Origin of the sequence: Pseudomonas jessenii (assembly GCF_002236115.1) — a bacterium.
Taxonomy (GTDB): Bacteria; Pseudomonadota; Gammaproteobacteria; order Pseudomonadales; family Pseudomonadaceae; genus Aquipseudomonas; species Aquipseudomonas jessenii.
The window spans coordinates 127109-145839 of sequence record NZ_NIWT01000002.1; the positions used below are offsets into that span (position 1 = coordinate 127109).

Here is an 18731-nt window from a genome sequence, read left to right on the forward strand (position 1 = left end):
CGTTCTTGTTATGTACTGCTATGGACCTAGAAATACCTCAAGAATTGCGCTGTTGCAGCAGGTGACTCTGGTAATTCGCAGGAAGATTTACCGTTTTTCGTAAATTTTTCGTTACGGATTAACTGCTGTGGCGCAGATGTTGAGTTTTTCGGGTTTGAAAAACATCGTACCTGTCACATAATCTTGACGACTATCTGAGCACCTCAGCAGAAAAATAATCCCCGTAGGAGCGAGCCTGCTCGCGATGGACGTAAACGAAAACGCGTTCATCCTGAATAAACGCGTTGCGCTCGACTCCATCGCGAGCAGGCTCGCTCCTACAGGTTACGCACCCCATTCATCGTTTTTTCGGGCCTTTTATATGCGTATCAAAGTCCACTGCCAGAACCGCATCGGCATCCTGCGCGACATTCTCAACCTGTTGGTGGAGTACGGGATCAACGTGGCCCGCGGTGAGGTGGGCGGTGAGCATGGCAATGCCATCTACCTGCATTGCCCAAACCTGATCAACATTCAGTTCCAGGCCTTGCGTCCGAAATTCGAAGCGATTGCCGGGGTCTTTGGCGTCAAGCGTGTAGGGCTGATGCCCAGCGAGCGTCGGCACATGGAACTCAATGCACTGCTCGGTGCGCTGGAGTTTCCGGTGCTGTCGATCGACATGGGCGGTTCCATTGTCGCGGCCAACCGTGCGGCGGCGCAGTTGCTCGGGGTGCGCGTCGACGAGGTGCCGGGGATTCCCCTGTCGCGGTATGCCGAGGATTTCGATTTGCCGGAACTGGTGCGCGCCAACAAGTCGCGGATCAACGGGCTGCGGGTCAAGGTCAAGGGGGATGTGTTCCTGGCCGACATCGCGCCGCTGCAATCGGAGCATGACGACAGCGAGGCCATGGCCGGTGCGGTGCTGACATTGCACCGCGCCGACCGGGTGGGCGAGCGCATCTACAACGTGCGCAAGCAGGAATTGCGCGGCTTCGACAGCATCTTCCAAAGCTCGAAAGTCATGGCCGCCGTGGTGCGCGAAGCGCGGCGCATGGCGCCATTGGATGCACCGCTGTTGATAGAAGGGGAAACCGGCACCGGCAAAGAGTTGCTGGCGCGGGCCTGCCACTTGGCCAGTCCTCGAGGGCAGTCGCCGTTGATGGCGCTCAATTGCGCCGGTCTGCCGGAGTCCATGGCCGAGACGGAATTGTTCGGTTACGGCCCGGGTGCCTTTGAAGGGGCGCGGGCCGAAGGCAAGCTCGGGCTGCTGGAACTGACGGCGGGCGGCACGCTGTTTCTCGATGGCGTCGGGGAAATGAGCCCGCGCTTGCAGGTGAAATTGCTGCGTTTTTTGCAGGACGGTTGCTTCCGTCGTGTGGGCAGTGATGAAGAGGTCTACCTCGACGTGCGAGTGATCTGCGCGACCCAGGTCGACCTGTCCGAATTGTGCGCTCGCGGTGAGTTCCGCCAGGACCTCTACCACCGCTTGAATGTGTTGTCGCTGCACATCCCGCCGTTGCGCGAATGCCTCGACGGCTTGACGCCGCTGGTGGAGCACTTCCTCGATCAGGCCAGTCGGCAGATCGGCTGCTCGTTGCCAAAGCTGGCGCCGGCGGCCATGGAGCGGCTCAGCCATTACCATTGGCCGGGTAACGTGCGGCAACTGGAGAATGTGCTATTCCAGGCGGTTTCCCTATGCGACGGCGGCACGGTCAAGGCCGAGCATATTCGTCTGCCGGATTATGGCGTGCGTCAGCCCCTTGGCGATTTTTCGCTGGAGGGTGGGTTGGACGAGATCGTCGGGCGTTTCGAGAAGGCGGTGCTGGAACGGCTTTATTCGGAACATGCCAGCAGCCGATTGCTCGGCAAGCGACTGGGTGTTTCCCACACAACGATTGCCAACAAGTTGCGTGAATATGAAATAGGCAAACTGGAGCGTTAAAAACTCACTCAAATAAAATCTCTTCTCGAGTGTCAATATTTATCCAGTGCTGTCAGTTCGCATTTAAGGCGCTAAAGCTTCTGCTATTGATCTGAATCATGGAACTTATAGAGGAAGCCATCTAGGCTCCTCTCAAAGTTTGGCAGGAGTGCTGACCATGCCATCAATGGATGACTCTACCCAGCGAGTTCGCAAAGAAACTCGCCTCTTCTATTTCCTGATCATTGTTCTGTTTCCACTGTTATCGGTGGCGATAGTCGGTGGTTACGGTTTTTTTGTCTGGTTCCTGCAAATGCTCCTCGGTCCGCCAGGCCCCCCCAACTGATCGCCATCTATCTCTATTTCAGCGGGGAGTACGGGACATGGGAAAGACGCTGCACATTGCCAGTCTGGTGGTACATGCCCGTCCGGCCCTGTTCGAGGCGGTGAAAGCCAACCTGCGTTTGCTCAAGGGTGTTGAACTTCATCAGGAAAGCCCTGCCGGCAAACTGGTGGTTGTGCTGGAAACCGATCACGAAAGCCAGATTCTTCAGCGAATCGATCAGATCAATCGCTTGCCAGGCGTGCTCAATGCCGCCCTGGTTTATCACGAGATTCTCGATGTAACGGGAGAAAGCACATGCCTATGACGCGGCGAGAGTTTGTCAAAGCCCAGGCTGCCGGGATCGCGGCAGCGGCTGCGGGCCTCCCGGTCTTTACCTCTGCCAGCAACCTGATTACCGAACAAGACATGGTCGCCCTGGACTGGAACAAGGCGCCCTGTCGTTTTTGCGGCACCGGTTGCAGCGTCATGGTGGCGACCAAGGACAACAGGGTTGTTGCAACCCACGGCGACGTAAAAGCCGAGGTCAATCGCGGGTTGAACTGCGTCAAAGGCTACTTTCTATCCAAGATCATGTACGGCGTTGATCGGCTGACTCAGCCACTGTTGCGCATGACCAATGGGCAATATGACAAACAAGGCGAGTTTCACCCGGTGTCCTGGAAACAGGCGTTCGATGTGATGGAGTTGAAGTACAAGGAGGCGCTGAAGAACAAGGGCGGGGAGTCTATCGCCATGTTCGGTTCCGGACAGTGGACGATCTGGGAAGGGTACGCGGCCAACAAATTGATGAAGGCGGGGTTTCGCTCGAACAACATCGATCCCAATGCACGCCATTGCATGGCCTCGGCGGTCATGGGCTTTATGCGCACGTTCGGTATCGATGAGCCAATGGGCTGTTATGACGATATCGAAGTCACCGATGCATTCGTCTTGTGGGGTTCGAACATGGCGGAAATGCATCCGATTCTGTGGAGTCGGGTCACTGATCGCCGTCTAAGCCAGCCGAATGTGAAAGTGGCCGTGCTCTCTACTTTCGAACATCGCAGTTTTGAACTGGCCGACATTCCGATGGTGTTCAAGCCGCAGACTGACCTGCTCATTCTCAACTACATCGCCAATCACATCATTGAAAGCGGTTCGGTCAACAAAGACTTCGTCAGCAAACACACCAAGTTCGCCAAAGGCACGGATGACATCGGCTACGGTTTGCGTGCCGATAATCCGCTGGAGATGAAAGCCAAAAATGCCGACAAGGCGAACACCTGGACCGACATCGACTTCGAGCAATTCGCCGCTTTTGTAAAACCCTACACCCTTGAGCGCACGGCGAAAGAAACCGGTGTGCCGGCCGAGCGCCTCAAGGCATTGGCCGAACTGTACGCCGACCCCAAGCGCAAGGTGGTTTCGTTCTGGACCATGGGCTTCAACCAGCACACCCGGGGTGTGTGGGCCAACAACCTGATCTACAACATTCACCTGCTGACCGGGAAAATCAGCGAGCCGGGCAACAGTCCGTTCTCCCTGACGGGCCAGCCTTCGGCCTGCGGGACGGCACGTGAAGTGGGCACGTTCTCCCATCGTTTGCCGGCCGACCTGGTGGTCACCAATCCGGCGCACCGCGCCACCGCGGAAAAAATCTGGAAGCTCCCGGCGGGCACTATCAAGGAAAAGGTCGGGTTCCATGCCGTGCAGCAGAGTCGCATGCTCAAGGACGGCGTGCTCAATGTGTATTGGACGATGGCCAGCAACAACATGCAGGCCGGGCCCAACATCATGCAGGAAGTGCTGCCGGGGTGGCGCAACCCCGAGAACTTCGTGGTGGTGTCGGATGTGTATCCCACCGTCTCGGCACAGGCGGCCGATCTGATTTTGCCGACGGCGATGTGGGTCGAGAAAGAAGGCGCTTACGGCAACGCGGAGCGGCGTACGCAGTTCTGGCATCAACTGGTCTCGGCGCCGGGTGACGCCAAGTCGGACCTTTGGCAATTGGTCGAGTTTTCCAAGCGCTTTAAAACCGACGAGGTCTGGCCGCAGGAACTGTTGGACGGCTCACCGCAATACAAGGGCAAGACCCTGTATGAGGTGCTGTTCAAGAATGGCCAGGTCGATCAGTTCCCTGTTGAACAAATGGCGGCGGGCTATCAGAACGACGAAGCCCGGGATTTCGGTTTCTACCTGCAAAAAGGCCTGTTCGAAGAATATGCCCAGTTCGGCCGTGGACATGGTCATGACTTGGCACCCTTTGATCGTTATCACTCCGAGCGCGGGTTGCGCTGGCCTGTCGTCGAAGGCAAGGAAACGCTTTGGCGCTTCCGCGAAGGTTACGACCCGTATGTCGAGAAGGGCAGTGGCGTGCAGTTCTACGGCTACCCCGATAAGAAGGCAATCATCTTCGCGCTGCCTTACGAGCCTCCAGCGGAAGCCCCGGACGCGGACTTCCCGTTCTGGTTGAGCACCGGTCGGGTGCTTGAGCATTGGCACACCGGGACTATGACCCAGCGTGTCGAAGAACTTTATAAAGCGGTCCCCGATGCGCTGGTCTACATGCACCCGGCCGATGCCAAGGCCTTGAATGCCCGGCGTGGCAGCGAAGTAAAACTGATCAGTCGGCGCGGCGAGATGCGTGCACGGATTGAAACCCGGGGGCGCAACAAGCCGCCCCAAGGCCTGGTGTTCGTGCCGTTTTTCGATGCCAACAAGCTGATCAACAAAGTCACGCTTGATGCGACGGACCCGATCTCCAAACAGACCGATTACAAGAAATGCGCGATCAGGATTGAGTTGATCAAGACGGCATAAGGAGAGCTTTCATGAATTATCGTTCGCTGTCCTTGCTTGTCATGCTGCTGATGTGGCTGCCCGCGACATTTGCGGCAGAACCCGGTTACCCACTGGATGCGCCGGCACCGGATGGGCGGCGAGTCGGCGGGACCCTGACCCAGGAGCTGCCGGCACCGCCCATTGCCGAAGACGAGAACAAGGACCTCAAGCGTGAGCGCAATTACCCCGATCAACCGCCCACCATACCCCACAGCATTCGCGGGTATGCCATCGACATGAACAGCAACAAGTGCCTGACCTGCCACAGTCGCGCCAACAGTGCGCGTACCCAGGCGCCGATGATCAGCATCACTCACTACATGGACCGCGACGGCCAGGCATTGGCGGCGGTGTCGCCGCGCCGATACTTCTGCAACCAGTGTCACGTGCCGCAAAAGGATGTGAAGCCACTGGTGAGCAACAGCTTCAAGAACATCGACCAGGTCTTGCAAGACGAAATCAACCACCAGCCGAAACCTTGAGGAAAGGCCATGAAATCTTTGCTTGCCTTGCTCAAGGATTATTGGGGTGTGCTGCGTCGGCCCAGTGTGCATTACAGCCTGGGTTTCCTGACCCTCGGCGGGTTTATCGCCGGGGTGATTTTCTGGGGTGGGTTCAACACCGCGCTGGAAGCGACCAACACCGAGAAGTTCTGCACGTCTTGCCATGAAATGCGTGACAACGTTTTTGTCGAGTTGCAGGAAACCATTCACTACACCAACCGCTCGGGCGTGCGCGCCACGTGCCCGGACTGTCACGTCCCCCACGAGTGGACGCACAAGATCGCCCGCAAGATGCAGGCTTCCAAGGAGGTCTGGGGCAAGCTGTTCGGCACGATCAGTACCCGGGACAAGTTTCTGGGCATGCGCCGGGAGCTGGCCGAACATGAGTGGGCACGGCTCAAGGCCAACGATTCCCGGGAGTGTCGCAACTGCCATAACTTCGAGTTCATGGACTTCACACGCCAGGGTAAACGCGCCGCCAACATGCACTCCACCTCATTGGCCAGCGGCCAGGCGACCTGTATCGATTGCCATAAAGGCATTGCCCACAAATTGCCCGACATGAGCGGCGTGAAAGGTTGGTAGCCGGCTTTTCAAGGCGTTGCCGCCAAGCGGCATAACCGCGCCGGTTTTTCGTCTTCGATACATCGTTCGATTCCCTTCTGATTAGCCTTCAGCCCCTGTTTAAAGGGGGTTGGAGCCGCTGCGCGCAAGTTGGTCTGCAAATTGCTACAGCCTGCGCAACACAGCAGTGGGCGGCAAACGTCCGGCAGGCAGAGGAAAGAGTGTGGACAAGTACCTTTATGTGGCAATGACCGGCGCCAGCCAGAATGCACTGGCGCAAAAGGCTCATGCCAACAACCTCGCGAACATCTCCACCAACGGCTTCCAGAAAGACCTGGAGCAGGCCCGTTCGATGCCGGTGTTCGGTGACAGCTTTCCGGCGCGTGCGTTTGCCATGTCCGAACGCCCGGCCACGGATTTTTCCCCCGGCTCACTGGTGGAAACCGGCCGCGACCTCGACGTTGCCGTGCAAGGCAACGGCTGGATTGCCGTACAGAATCCCGATGGCGGTGAAAGCTACGTGCGCACCGGCAGCCTGAACGTTGACGCCCTGGGTGTGCTGCGCGCCGGCAACGGCATGCCGGTCATGGGCAATGGCGGGCCGATTTCCGTGCCGCCGGAGCAGCAGATCGAAGTCGGCGAGGACGGCACCATCAGCATCCGCGCGATGGGCGAAGGTCCCCGGGTGATGGCGGAAGTCGACCGCATCAAGCTGGTCAACCCGGACTTCAAGAACATGACCAAGGGCCTGGATGGTTCGATCCACACCAAAGACGGCGCGCCTGCGCAGGCCGATGCCAACGTCAAGCTGGTGTCCGGGTTCCTCGAATCGAGCAACGTCAATGCCGTGGAGGAGATGACCTCCGTTCTGGCCCTGGCCAAGCAGTTCGAGCTGCACATCAAGATGATGAACACCGCCAAAGACGATGACCAGGCCATGGCTCGGGTCTTGCAGATCAGCTAATTACCAGAACGTCGCGCCGTAAAACAGGCGCACGAGGAGAATCGAATGCTTCCGGCTCTATGGGTTGCCAAAACAGGTCTGTCCGCCCAGGACACCAACCTGACCACCATTTCCAACAACCTGGCCAACGTGTCGACCACGGGTTTCAAACGTGACCGCGCCGAGTTCCAGGACCTGCTCTACCAGATCAAGCGCCAGCCAGGCGCCCAGTCGACCCAGGACAGCGAACTGCCGTCGGGTCTGCAACTGGGTACCGGTGTGCGCATCGTTGGCACCCAGAAAAACTTCACCGCCGGCAGCCTGCAAACTACCGAGCAGCCGCTGGACATGGCCATCGACGGCCGTGGTTTCTTCCAGATCCTGCAACCGGACGGCACCACGTCCTACACCCGTGACGGTACGTTCCACCTGGACTCCAACGGCCAGATCGTCAACGCCAGCGGCTTTGCCCTGGAGCCGGCCATTGTCATTCCGAACGACGCGCAGACCTTCACGGTCGGCCGCGACGGCACCGTGTCCATCACCGTTGCCGGCAACCCGGCAGCCCAGGTGATCGGCAACCTGCAAACCGCCGACTTCATCAACCCGGCCGGCCTGCAGGCGGTGGGCAACAACCTGTTCCTGGAAACCGCCGCCAGTGGCGCGCCGCAAGTCGGCACTCCGGGCCTGAACGGTTTCGGCTCCACGCTGCAGAACACCCTGGAAACGTCCAACGTCAGCACCGTTGAGGAGATGGTCAACATGATCACCACCCAGCGCGCCTACGAGATGAACTCCAAGGTGATCTCCACCGCCGACCAGATGCTCTCGTTCGTAACGCAGAATCTGTAATCAAGTCTATGTGGCGGCCATTGGGTCGCCTGCAACACCGTGAGGTAGGGTCATGAATCGCTATGTATCTGTTCTGGCACTGAGTGGGATCACCGCGCTCGCAGGTTGCGTGCCTGCGACGCCCAAGCCCAATGACCCTTACTACGCTCCGGTGTTGCCGCGCACGCCGTTGCCGGCGGCCGCGAACAATGGCTCGATCTATCAGGCCGGTTTCGAACAGAACCTCTACAGCGACCGCAAGGCGTTCCGGGTCGGTGACATCATCACCATCACCCTGAACGAAAGGACCCAGGCCAGCAAAAACGCCAACTCGCAAATTGGCAAGAACAGCAAGGCCAACATCGGCCTGAGTTCGCTGTTCGGCAGCAGCGCCACCACCAACAACCCGTTCAGCGATGGCGACCTGAGCCTGAGTGCCAGCTACGAAGGTGACCGCGCGACCAAGGGGGACAGCAAGGCGGCTCAGGGCAACACCTTGACCGGTTCGATCACTGTCACCGTCGCCGATGTGTTGCCCAACGGCATTATCGCGGTACGCGGCGAGAAGTGGATGACCCTCAACACCGGCGACGAGCTGGTGCGGATTGCCGGCCTGGTTCGCGCCGATGACATCGCCACCGACAACACCGTGCCGTCGACCCGTGTCGCCGATGCGCGCATCACCTACTCGGGCACCGGTTCGTTTGCCGATGCGAGTCAGCCAGGCTGGTTCGACCGTTTCTTCCTCAGCCCGCTGTTCCCTTTCTAGGTGGCTACGTTGAATTTCAGAAGTCTCATGATGGCTGCGTTCCTGATGTCCGCAGCGTTCAACGTTCAAGCCGAGCGCCTGAAGGACATCGCCAGCATTTCCGGCGTGCGTTCCAACCAATTGATCGGCTACGGCCTGGTGGTCGGGCTAAACGGCACCGGCGACCAGACGACGCAGACCCCGTTCACCCTGCAGACCTTCAACAACATGCTCTCGCAGTTCGGCATCAAGGTGCCGCCGGGTTCGGGCAACGTGCAGTTGAAGAACGTCGCGGCGGTGTCGATCAGTGCCGATTTGCCGGCGTTCGCCAAGCCGGGTCAGCAGGTCGATATCACCGTTTCGTCCATCGGTAACTCCAAGAGCCTGCGTGGCGGCACCTTGCTGCTGACGCCACTCAAGGGTATCGATGGCAACGTCTATGCGGTGGCCCAGGGCAACCTGGTGGTCGGCGGTTTCGACGCGGAAGGGCGAGACGGCTCGAAGATCACCGTCAACGTTCCGTCGGCCGGTCGCATCCCCGGTGGTGCGTCGGTGGAACGTGCGGTGCCGAGCGGTTTCAACCAGGGCAACAGCCTGACGCTGAACCTCAACCGTTCCGACTTCACCACCGCCAAGCGCATCGTCGACAAGATCAACAACATGCTCGGTCCTGGCGTGGCCCAGGCCATCGACGGCGGGTCGATTCGCGTCACCGCGCCGCTCGATCCGAGCCAGCGCGTCGACTACCTGTCGATCCTGGAAAACCTCGAAGTCGATCCGGGCCAGGCAGTCGCGAAAGTCATCATCAACTCCCGTACCGGCACCATCGTGATCGGCCAGAATGTCAAGGTTTCCCCGGCCGCCGTGACCCACGGCAGCCTGACCGTGACCATTACCGAAGACCCGATCGTCAGCCAGCCCGGCCCTCTGTCCAATGGCACGACGGCGGTGGTGCCGCGTTCGAAGGTCAACGCCCAGCAGGAAGCCAAGCCGATGTTCAAGTTCGGCCCTGGTACCACCCTCGACGAGATCGTGCGGGCGGTGAACCAGGTCGGCGCGGCACCGGGTGACTTGATGGCCATCCTCGAAGCGCTGAAGCAGGCCGGCGCCCTGCAAGCCGATCTGATCGTGATCTGAGGACGGCCATCGTGGATATGCGCAAGAGCGGTCTGGTCAGCAGCAGCGATTCGGGCTCCTATTCGGACCTCAATCGTCTGAATCAGCTCAAGGTCGGCGACAAGAACAGCGACGGCAACATGCGCAAGGTGGCGCAGGAGTTCGAATCGCTGTTCCTCGGTGAGATGCTCAAGTCCATGCGCTCGGCAACCGAAGCGCTGGGGCAGGACAATCCGATGAACACGCCGGCGGCCAAGCAGTACCAGGAAATGTACGACCAGCAACTGGCCGTTTCCATGTCCCGCGAGGGCGGTGGTATCGGCCTGGCGGACGTGCTGATGCGCCAGATGTCGAAGAACAAGCCATTGGCGCCGGGCGAGGCCGCTGCTGCATCGCTGGCCAGGCAAGAGGCTGCCAAGGCCGCCGTGCAAACGCCGGTGGCGGCGGGCACGGTTGCGGTCAATGGGCCGCTGTCGCGGGTCAATGGCCAGCGTCCATTGTGGGCTTCGCGATCGGTCCATGCGCCGCAAGAGGCGGGCGAGGGTGGTCATCGCAATGACATGGCTCTGATCAATCAGCGACGCCTGGCGTTGCCGCCGAAGCTGGCTGATCGTCTGTTGGCCGGGTTGGTGCCTTCGGCGACGGCCGCAGCCACGACGATCAACAAGACACCGTTGCCTGAGCGCGCGACAAGCACTGGCACCGGTCCTTTGTATAACGGCGACTGGCTGGCCAGCGCGCAGCAAACCTCCAGTGGCGGCATGCAGATCTACGGTCGCGCCATGGCGCAGATTCCGCTGGCGCCGGCGAAGAAAGCCTTCGGTTCCGCCGACCAGTTCGTCAACACCATGTTGCCGATGGCCAAGGAAGCGGCGGCCCGCATTGGTGTCGATCCGCGTTACCTGGTGGCGCAGGCGGCCCTGGAAACCGGCTGGGGCAAGTCGGTCATGCGTGCTCAGGACGGCAGCAGCAGCCACAACCTGTTCGGCATCAAGGCCGGCAATAGTTGGCAGGGCAATTCGGCGCGGGCGATCACCAGCGAATTCAGGAACGGGCAGATGGTCAAGGAGACGGCGCAGTTCCGCTCCTACGACTCCTACGAGGACAGTTTCCACGACCTTGTAACTTTGCTGCAGACCAACAATCGCTATCAAGATGTCGTGAAGTCGGCCGATAACCCAGAACAGTTTGTACGCGAGTTGCAGAAGGCCGGTTACGCAACCGATCCGAACTACGCGAGCAAGATTTCGCAGATAGCCAAGCAGATGACGAGTTACCAGAACTACGCTGCGGCGGGCGTTTCAACTACGCCTTTATAGGCACAAGGTATAAGGTCTGAACCATGAGTTTGCTCAATATCGGGATGTCGGGGCTGAGTGCTGGCCATAACTCGTTGGTGACGACCGGCAACAACATTGCCAACGTCGACACCGCCGGGTACTCGCGCCAGCAATCTGTGCAGAGCACCAAAGGCTCGATTCAGTACGGCAATGTGTTCATCGGCACCGGCACAACGCTGGCCGATGTGCGTCGCGTGTACAACGCCTACCTCGATTCGCAGTTGCGTACCGCCACCTCGCTCAACAGCGAAGCGGCGTCGTACAACGCTCAGGCCACTCCGCTGGACGCCACGCTTTCCGATACCAACACCGGGCTGACCGGCGTGCTGCAAAAGTTCTTCACCTCGATGCAGGGCGTTTCGACCTCGGCCACCGACGACACGTCCCGCCAGTCGGTGCTGACCGGTGCCCAGGCCCTGTCCGCCCGCTTCAATTCGATTGCCAAGCAGTTGAACGACCAGAACACCAACCTGAACGGCAGCCTGGGCGACATGGCGGATCAGGTGAACAAGCTGTCTACCACTATTGCCACGCTCAACCAGAAGATTTCCGAGCTCTCCACCGGCACCAATCAGCCAAACGACCTGCTGGACTCACGCAACGAAGCCGTGCGGCAACTGTCCGAGCTGGTCGGTACCCAAGTGGTCGAGCGTGGCAGCAGCTACGACATCTACATCGGCAGCGGCCAGCCCCTGGTGGTCGGCAACACCACCAATTCACTGCAAACCGTGCCGAGCCAGAACGATCCGTCGCGCATGGCGCTGCAGCTGAACCGTGGCTCCAGCACCATCGACGTGACCTCGGTGATCAGCGGTGGTGAAATCGGTGGTCTGCTGACTTACCGCAAGGAAGTGCTCGACCCTTCGCTCAATGAGCTGGGGCGCGTGGCGCTGGTGGTGGCCGACCAGATCAACAGCCAGCAGGCGCAAGGCATCGACAAGAACGGTGACTTCGGCGCGGCGATCTTCAACAACATCAACAGTGCCGCCCTGATCAGTCAGCGCAGCATTGCGGCAGCGGGCAACAGTGCCGGCTCCGGCAACCTGGATGTCACCATCAAGGATACCGGCAAGCTGACCGCCAGCGACTATCAGGTGACGTTCACCAGCGCGACCAACTACAGCGTCAAGCGCTCGGACGGCACCGACATGGGCTCGTTCAGCACCACGACGACGCCGGCTCCGGTGATCGATGGCTTCAGCCTGAACCTCAACGGCGGTGCGTTGAGCGCCGGCGACTCGTTCAAGGTGACACCGACCCGTGGCGCGGCGGCCGGTATCCAGACCGTGCTCAGCGACCCGAAAAAAATCGCCGCGGCCGCACCCTTGACCGGTGTGACCAGCGCCAACAACACCGGCACCTACACCCAGCCGACGCTGACCAGCACCATAGATATCTACAACCCGGCGGCCCAGGCGGAAATGCAGACCGCGCTCAAGAACTCGACGCCGGTCAAACTGGTGTTCGGGGCGGCCAGCGGCGGTAGCCAGACCTACAACATGGTCGATGCCAAGGGCAACTCGATCGGCACCGGCACCATCGTTCCCGGCCAGAGCAACACCCTGAACCTGAAAGTGGGCATGGTCGATGCCAGCGGTGCGCCGGTGATGGACAACAGCGTCACGCCAGCCGTGCAGAAGACCTTCACTGTGCAGACCACGGTCGGCGCCACGCCAGCGAGCGGCGAAAGCTTCACCATCAACCTGACCGGCGCGGCGTCTTCGGACAACCGCAATGCTCAAGCGCTGGTGGGTTTGCAAACCAAGCAGACCGTAGACACCGGCACCGCGAGCAAGGGCATCAGCCTGACCGATGCCTACAACAAGCTGGTGACCAACGTCGGCGCCAAGGCTGCCCAGGGCAAGTCCGACAGCGACGCCACCACGGCAATCCTGGCCAATGCCAAGGGGGCGCGGGATTCGAACTCCGGGGTCGACCTGGATGAGGAAACCGGCAACCTGGTCAAGTACCAGCAGTACTACACCGCGTCTTCGCAGATCATCAAGGCTGCGCAGGAAATTTTCACCACGCTGATCAATAGCCTTTAAGGAGTCGTAATTCATGCGCATTTCCACCGCCCAGTATTACGAAATCACCGCTGCCAACTACCAGCGCAACTTCAACAAGGCCATCGCGACCAGCAACGAAGCCAGCAGCCTGACCCGCATCAATACTGCCGCCGATGATCCGATCGGCGCCGGTCGTTTGCTGCAACTGGGCCAGCAGAGCGCGATGCTTGAGCAGTACAAAACCAACATCGGCAGCACCAAGAATGCGTTGAGCCTGCAGGAAACCACGCTCAGTTCCATCGGTACCGCTTTGCAGCGCGTCAAGGAACTGGCCCTCGCTGCCAGCAACGGCATTGCCACCGACGCGGACCGCAAGGCTTATGCGTCGGAACTGGGCCAGATCCAGCAACAAGTGCTGGGCCTGATGAACTCCAAGGACGCGAGCGGCAACTACCTGTTCTCCGGTTCGAAAACCGACACCGCGCCTTACTCGCAGAACGCCGACGGCACCTACAGCTACAACGGTGACCAGACCACCATCGACCTTGGCATTGGCGATGGCATGACGGTCGGGACCAACACCACTGGCTGGGATGCGTTCCAGCAGACCATCAATACCAGTCGCACCCAGACCACCATGACTGCTCCGGTGGTGGATGACGGTCGCGTGGTGCTGTCCAACGGTACGGTTGGCACCAGCTCCACCTACAACGCGAAGTTCACTGGCGGCCAGCCCTACACCGTCAGTTTCCTCAGCAGCACCCAGTTGAAGATCACCGACTCGCTGGGCAACGACGTGACCGCCGAAGCCAGCCAGAACGGTCTGATCAGCAATGCCAACGGCGCCAACCAGACGGTCAGTTTCCGTGGCGTCGACCTCAAGCTGAACATCAACCTCAAATCCGGTGATACCAACCCGGATGCGGTGATCGCCGGCCACAGTTTCAATCTGTCTTCCACGTCGGATACCTTCAACACCTCGCGCAGCGCCGGTAACCCGTCGACCGCGGTCATCACCGGTTCCAGCGTGACCGACCCGACGGCTTACACCAACGCCTTCCCGGCGGGCGGGGCGATCCTCAAGTTCACCAGCACCACCAATTTCGACCTGTATGCAGCCCCGATCACCGCTGACAGCAAGCCGGTCTCGTCGGGCACGGTTTCGGGCGGCAACGCCACTGCGGCGGGCGTGACCTTTGCCCTGGGCGGAGGCACTCCAGCGTCCGGCGACCAGTTCGTGATCCAGAACAACAACCATCAGACCCAGAACGTGCTCGACACCCTGGGCCAGATGATCACCGCGCTGAACACGCCAGTCGACGGCGACGCAGTGGCCAAGCAGAAGTTTCTGGGGGCCATGGAGTCGGGAATGGGCAACATCGACAGTGCGGCCAACCAGATCGGTTCGGCCATCACCACGATCGGTGCTCGCGGCCAGGCGCTGGATAACCAGACCGCGACCAACGAGAGCCTGACCCTTGCGAACAGCGAGAGCCAGAAGTCAATTCGCGATTCGGACCCGGCCGAAGTCATGACTCGCCTGACCTTGCAGCAAACCATGTTGCAGGCTGCGCAGCTGGCGTTCAGCAAGATTTCCCAGTTGGGCCTGTTCAACAAGATCTGACGGTGGTCGGGCGCGCAGGCGCCCGATGGCCTTGTCCCTTCAGTATTTATCGTCTTTTTTTGCGGTAACAAAGGGCTCGCTTTTCAGGGCGGGCTCGCGCCGCCTGTGAGCCCGCCGTGAATTCACTCCCGCTTGTCAGCCTGGTCATTCCCGCCTTCAATCCGCGCTTTTTCGGTCGTGCCTTGCACACGGCTGTGAGCCAGAGCTACGGCAATCTGGAGATCATCGTTTGCGATGACAGTCGCGGCCAGGAAATCGAAGACATCGTGGCTTCGCTGGTTGAGGAGGGGGCGAGCGTACGTTATGTGCGTAACCCGCGAACCCTGGGGCTGGTGGGTAACCTGCAGGCTTGCCTGGAGCAGGCGCGGGGCGAGTACATCAAGTTTCTTTGTGATGACGACCAGTTGTTCTCGGCCTGCATCGAGCGTCAGGCGCAGATGCTCATCGATTGTGCCGACGTCAATCTGGTCGTCGCCCAGCGACTGCTTTGGGATGCCGACGACATGCCTCTGCCTTCGCGCCTGGAAAATACCCCGCTGTCCCCGGTGGGCGGGGTGTTCAAGGGGGAGGACCTGCTGGCGATCTTCGAAAACTTCCCGGTCAACATCCTCGGTGGTTTCAGCAACGCGATGTTCCGTCGGGCTGACGTGCTCGAACTGTTCCCGGTACTGACTCAGCCAGGCCATTGCTTCGTCGCGACCCTCGACTTCGCCTTGTATGTCTGCCTGATGCGGCGCGGCAACCTGGCGGTGTCCAATCACGTGCTCGGCGTCGAACGCCTGTACCCCGAACGATTGAGCGGCCAACAGTCGATGAGGGACGCAGCCGAAATCGAGCGGCAGTGGCTGTCGCAGATGCTCAAGGCACGTAGCGGCGAATCAGCGCCGGCCCAGGGCTGGGTGCGCTATCTGCCATTGACCCGGGTGGACGAGTCGCCGCGGGTTTGGGAGGAGTTGCCGCTGAGCCGGACCCTGGGCACCAAGCAGACCACCCAGGACTGGCATGTCGGCATCGCCAGTGTCAGTTTCGCGCAACTGTATGCCCAGTGGCTGGCGTGCCGCCGTCTCTCCGACGGTCAGCGCGAGCTGCTGGCGGACACGTTGGAGGCGTGGCCAACAAAGCCCAAAATCGTTCCGATCATCATCGATGAGCACGGCAGCCGTTCGGCGTTGGAGCTCACCCTGCAATCGCTGGCGGATCAGGATTACGCCCCTGAGCTGACGCTGGTGCTGTCGGCATCGTGCACAGAAGCCGTGCTGGACGAGCGTGTGTTCCGTTTGCCGTTGCAGGACGACTGGCAGCAGCAGATCAACGCCTTGTTACCGCAACTGGAAGGCACTGGCTGGTTCTATCTGCTGCGTGCCGGTGATCGGCTGGTGGCGCCGGCCTTGCTGGTCATGGCTGAACGCATTGCGCTGTCGCGCGCGCTTACCTGTCTGTACAGCGACGAAGGTGGGTTGCATCAGGGGGAGTCGGCCGAGCCTGCATTCAAGCCGGACTTCAACCTGGACCTGATGCGCAGTTATCCCTACGTGGGGCGAGCGCTGGCATTCGAGCGCGAGCAGTTCCTGGCGCTGGGCGGTTTCGATTCGGTGTACGGCGAATTGGCGCCACACGATGTGTTGTGGCGAATGGTCGAGAGCGGCGGTACGCAGGTGGTCGGACACGTTTCGGAGGTTCTGCTGGAGTCGGCGTTCGACCTGACCAAATGGCTGTCGCTGCCGCAAGTGGTGGACACCAATCCGCGGTTACTCGAGGCGCACTTGCAGCGCCTGGGTGTCGCCCACGGCATTCGCCAGGGCAGTTCGGCACTGCTCAATCGGGTCGACTATCACCATGAAGATCGGCCGCTGGTGTCGATCGTTATCGTCAGCAAGGACCAGACCCTGGCGTTGCAACGCTGTGTCGAGAGCCTGCTGGAGAAAACCGCGTACGGTGAATACGAGTTGCTGTTGGTGGACAATGGCAGCGAGAGCGCCGAGGCGCTTGACTGGTTCGCCGGCATGGCGCAACTGGGCAGCGACCGGGTCCGGGTGTTGCGTTACGAGTTGCAGGGCAATGCAGCGGCGGTGCGCAACTTCGCCGTGCAGCAGGCCGCTGGCGAGTATGTCCTGATGCTCAACCCCTACACGGTGATCACCCAGGCGCAATGGCTGGGTGAACTGCTCAATCATGCACAACGTCCGGAAGTCGGTGTGGTGGGGGCCAAGCTGTTCAACCCCGATGGCCGCGTGCTGCATGCCGGCCTGATTCTCGGGCTTCAAGGGCCCGCCGGCGTGCCGTTCCATGGCGAGATGCTGCACGCGGCAGGCTACATGTACCGCTTGCAGGTCGCCCACAATTTCAGTGCCGTCGGCGGCGACTGCCTGATGGTGCGCAAGGCGGTCTTCGATGCGGTCGGCGGCCTGGATGAGCAGGGCCTGGCGCACTCCCTCAACGAGGTGGACCTGTGCCTGCGGGTCGGCCAGGAAGGTTATCTGGTGGTGTGGACGCCCCACGCGCAACTGGCCTTGGGCGCGCAGCCGGCGGTGGTTGCGCAAGAGGGTGACCAGGCCCGGAGCGAACAGGAACAGGAGGTTTTCTATAAGCGCTGGCTGCCGATCGTGGCCCGTGATCCGGCCTACAACACCAACCTGGCGTTGCAGGGGTTGGGCGGGGCAAGCTTCAGTCTCGAGCCCGGCTTGCGATCCGGTTGGAGTCCGTTTTCCAAGGCGCAATTACCGAAGATTCTCGCGTTGCCGGTCAACGCATCCGCCATTGGCCATTATCGGGTCACGCAACCGCTGATCGAACTGGAGGCCGCCGGCAGGGCGCATGGGCGCATTCATTACAACCTGCCGACCATCATCGAAGTCGAGCGCCATTCGCCTGACGTGATCATCTTGCAGGGGCGCTATTCCGAAGGTCCGATCAACGAAATCCCGAGCCTGCAAAAATATTCCAGCGCGCGACGTATCTATGAGCTGGATGACTTTGTGATCAACGTCCCGCACCGTAATGCGCATATTCGCAATATGCCGGGCAAGGATGAAATGGAGTCGCTGGTCCGGCGCGCCATCGGCATGTGCGATCGCGTGGTGGTCTCCACCGAACCGCTGGGTAACGCACTGTCGGACATGCATCACGACATCCGCGTGGTACCCAACATGTTGGCGTCGCACTTGTGGGCCGATCTGCGCAGTCAGCGCCGCACTTCGAAAAAGCCTCGGGTCGGCTGGGGTGGCGGCACCAGCCACCACGGTGACCTGGCGGTCATCGCCGATGTGGTCCGCGAATTGGCCAATGAAGTCGACTGGGTCTTCTTCGGCATGTGCCCGGACGATTTGCGCCCGTACATGCATGAGTTTCATGGGGTGATCGGGCTGGATGTGTACCCGGCCAAGCTGGCCAGCCTGAACCTGGATCTGGCATTGGCGCCGTTGGAGTTCCACATCTTCAACGACTGCAAGAGCAACCTGCGGCTGCTGGAGTATGGCGCGTGCGGTTACCCGGTGATCTGCACCGACACCGAAGCCTATCGCGGCTACTTGCCGTGCACCCGGATCAAGACCAACTCCACGGATGAATGGCTGCAGGCGATCCGCATGCACCTGGCCGATCCGGACGCCAGCTATCGCATGGGCGATGAGTTGCGCGAGATCGTGCTGCGTGACTACGTGCTGCGCGGCGACAATTTGCGCTACTGGGAAAATGGCTGGCTGGCGGACTGACCGTTCGCGCATCCATCCCGTCCAGGCAGGCGACGTTGAGTCGCCTGCCTTTTTTTTGCCGCCAGGTTTTCCAATCAGCGTTGAAGATGCCCGCCAGGCATTGCCCGGTAGCGGATTGAAAGAGCTGGCGCGTTTCCTGCAAGTCCCCCTTATATCGCCATAAAACGAGCACTTCCGGGGAGTCCGGACGTGTCCTGAACGGCGGCAGGTTTAACCCAGATGGCCCCGCAAAAGCTTGATACAGCTTGGCTGAGCCCTGTGACGAACAAGAGGGAAG

14 protein-coding genes are annotated in these 18731 nt (G+C 60.4%); all 14 read left to right on the forward strand.

The genetic code is table 11. The annotated features are described in order from the left end of the window. The first annotated feature begins 361 nt into the window (after positions 1 to 361). Positions 362 to 1921 (forward strand): sigma-54-dependent transcriptional regulator, encoded by a 1560-nt coding sequence (locus PSJE_RS05150; RefSeq protein WP_057715922.1) that lies wholly within the window; start codon positions 362 to 364, stop codon positions 1919 to 1921. Positions 1922 to 2078: 157 nt separating this feature from the next. After that, positions 2079 to 2246: a periplasmic nitrate reductase, NapE protein gene (locus PSJE_RS05155; protein ID WP_173677902.1), complete on the forward strand. Its 168-nt coding sequence runs from the start codon at positions 2079 to 2081 to the stop codon at positions 2244 to 2246. A 37-nt stretch (positions 2247 to 2283) separates the two neighbouring features. After that, positions 2284 to 2550, forward strand: a complete 267-nt coding sequence (locus PSJE_RS05160; protein ID WP_057715921.1) for a chaperone NapD — start codon at positions 2284 to 2286, stop codon at positions 2548 to 2550. After that, complete coding sequence (gene napA, locus PSJE_RS05165) at positions 2541 to 5045, forward strand: nitrate reductase catalytic subunit NapA (protein ID WP_090453787.1); 2505 nt, start codon at positions 2541 to 2543, stop codon at positions 5043 to 5045. Before PSJE_RS05160 ends, napA begins: the two co-directional genes overlap by 10 nt. Before the next feature lie 41 nt (positions 5046 to 5086). Beyond that, positions 5087 to 5548: a nitrate reductase cytochrome c-type subunit gene (locus PSJE_RS05170; RefSeq protein ID WP_371319448.1), complete on the forward strand. Its 462-nt coding sequence runs from the start codon at positions 5087 to 5089 to the stop codon at positions 5546 to 5548. 9 nt (positions 5549 to 5557) lie between these two features. Further along, positions 5558 to 6154 (forward strand): cytochrome c3 family protein, encoded by a 597-nt coding sequence (locus PSJE_RS05175; RefSeq protein WP_085723386.1) that lies wholly within the window; start codon positions 5558 to 5560, stop codon positions 6152 to 6154. A gap of 202 nt (positions 6155 to 6356) precedes the next feature. Continuing rightward, on the forward strand, positions 6357 to 7097 hold the full coding sequence (locus PSJE_RS05180) for a flagellar basal body rod protein FlgF (RefSeq protein WP_090453789.1): 741 nt from the start codon (positions 6357 to 6359) through the stop codon (positions 7095 to 7097). 45 nt (positions 7098 to 7142) lie between these two features. Next, positions 7143 to 7928, forward strand: a complete 786-nt coding sequence (flgG, locus tag PSJE_RS05185) for a flagellar basal-body rod protein FlgG (RefSeq protein WP_057715916.1) — start codon at positions 7143 to 7145, stop codon at positions 7926 to 7928. Between the two features lie 52 nt (positions 7929 to 7980). Continuing rightward, complete coding sequence (gene flgH, locus PSJE_RS05190) at positions 7981 to 8676, forward strand: flagellar basal body L-ring protein FlgH (RefSeq protein ID WP_057715915.1); 696 nt, start codon at positions 7981 to 7983, stop codon at positions 8674 to 8676. Positions 8677 to 8703: 27 nt separating this feature from the next. Then, positions 8704 to 9792: a flagellar basal body P-ring protein FlgI gene (locus tag PSJE_RS05195; RefSeq protein WP_057715914.1), complete on the forward strand. Its 1089-nt coding sequence runs from the start codon at positions 8704 to 8706 to the stop codon at positions 9790 to 9792. Positions 9793 to 9803: 11 nt separating this feature from the next. Next, a complete protein-coding gene (flgJ, locus tag PSJE_RS05200) occupies positions 9804 to 11090 on the forward strand; it encodes a flagellar assembly peptidoglycan hydrolase FlgJ (RefSeq protein ID WP_090453791.1) in 1287 nt (428 codons plus the stop codon). Between the two features lie 23 nt (positions 11091 to 11113). Beyond that, positions 11114 to 13159, forward strand: a complete 2046-nt coding sequence (gene flgK, locus PSJE_RS05205) for a flagellar hook-associated protein FlgK (protein WP_090453793.1) — start codon at positions 11114 to 11116, stop codon at positions 13157 to 13159. A gap of 13 nt (positions 13160 to 13172) precedes the next feature. Further along, a complete protein-coding gene (locus PSJE_RS05210) occupies positions 13173 to 14744 on the forward strand; it encodes a flagellar hook-associated protein 3 (protein ID WP_090453795.1) in 1572 nt (523 codons plus the stop codon). A gap of 116 nt (positions 14745 to 14860) precedes the next feature. Beyond that, positions 14861 to 18454, forward strand: coding sequence for a glycosyltransferase (locus PSJE_RS05215; RefSeq protein ID WP_090453797.1), 3594 nt, complete (start codon positions 14861 to 14863; stop codon positions 18452 to 18454). Positions 18455 to 18731 lie beyond the last annotated feature (277 nt).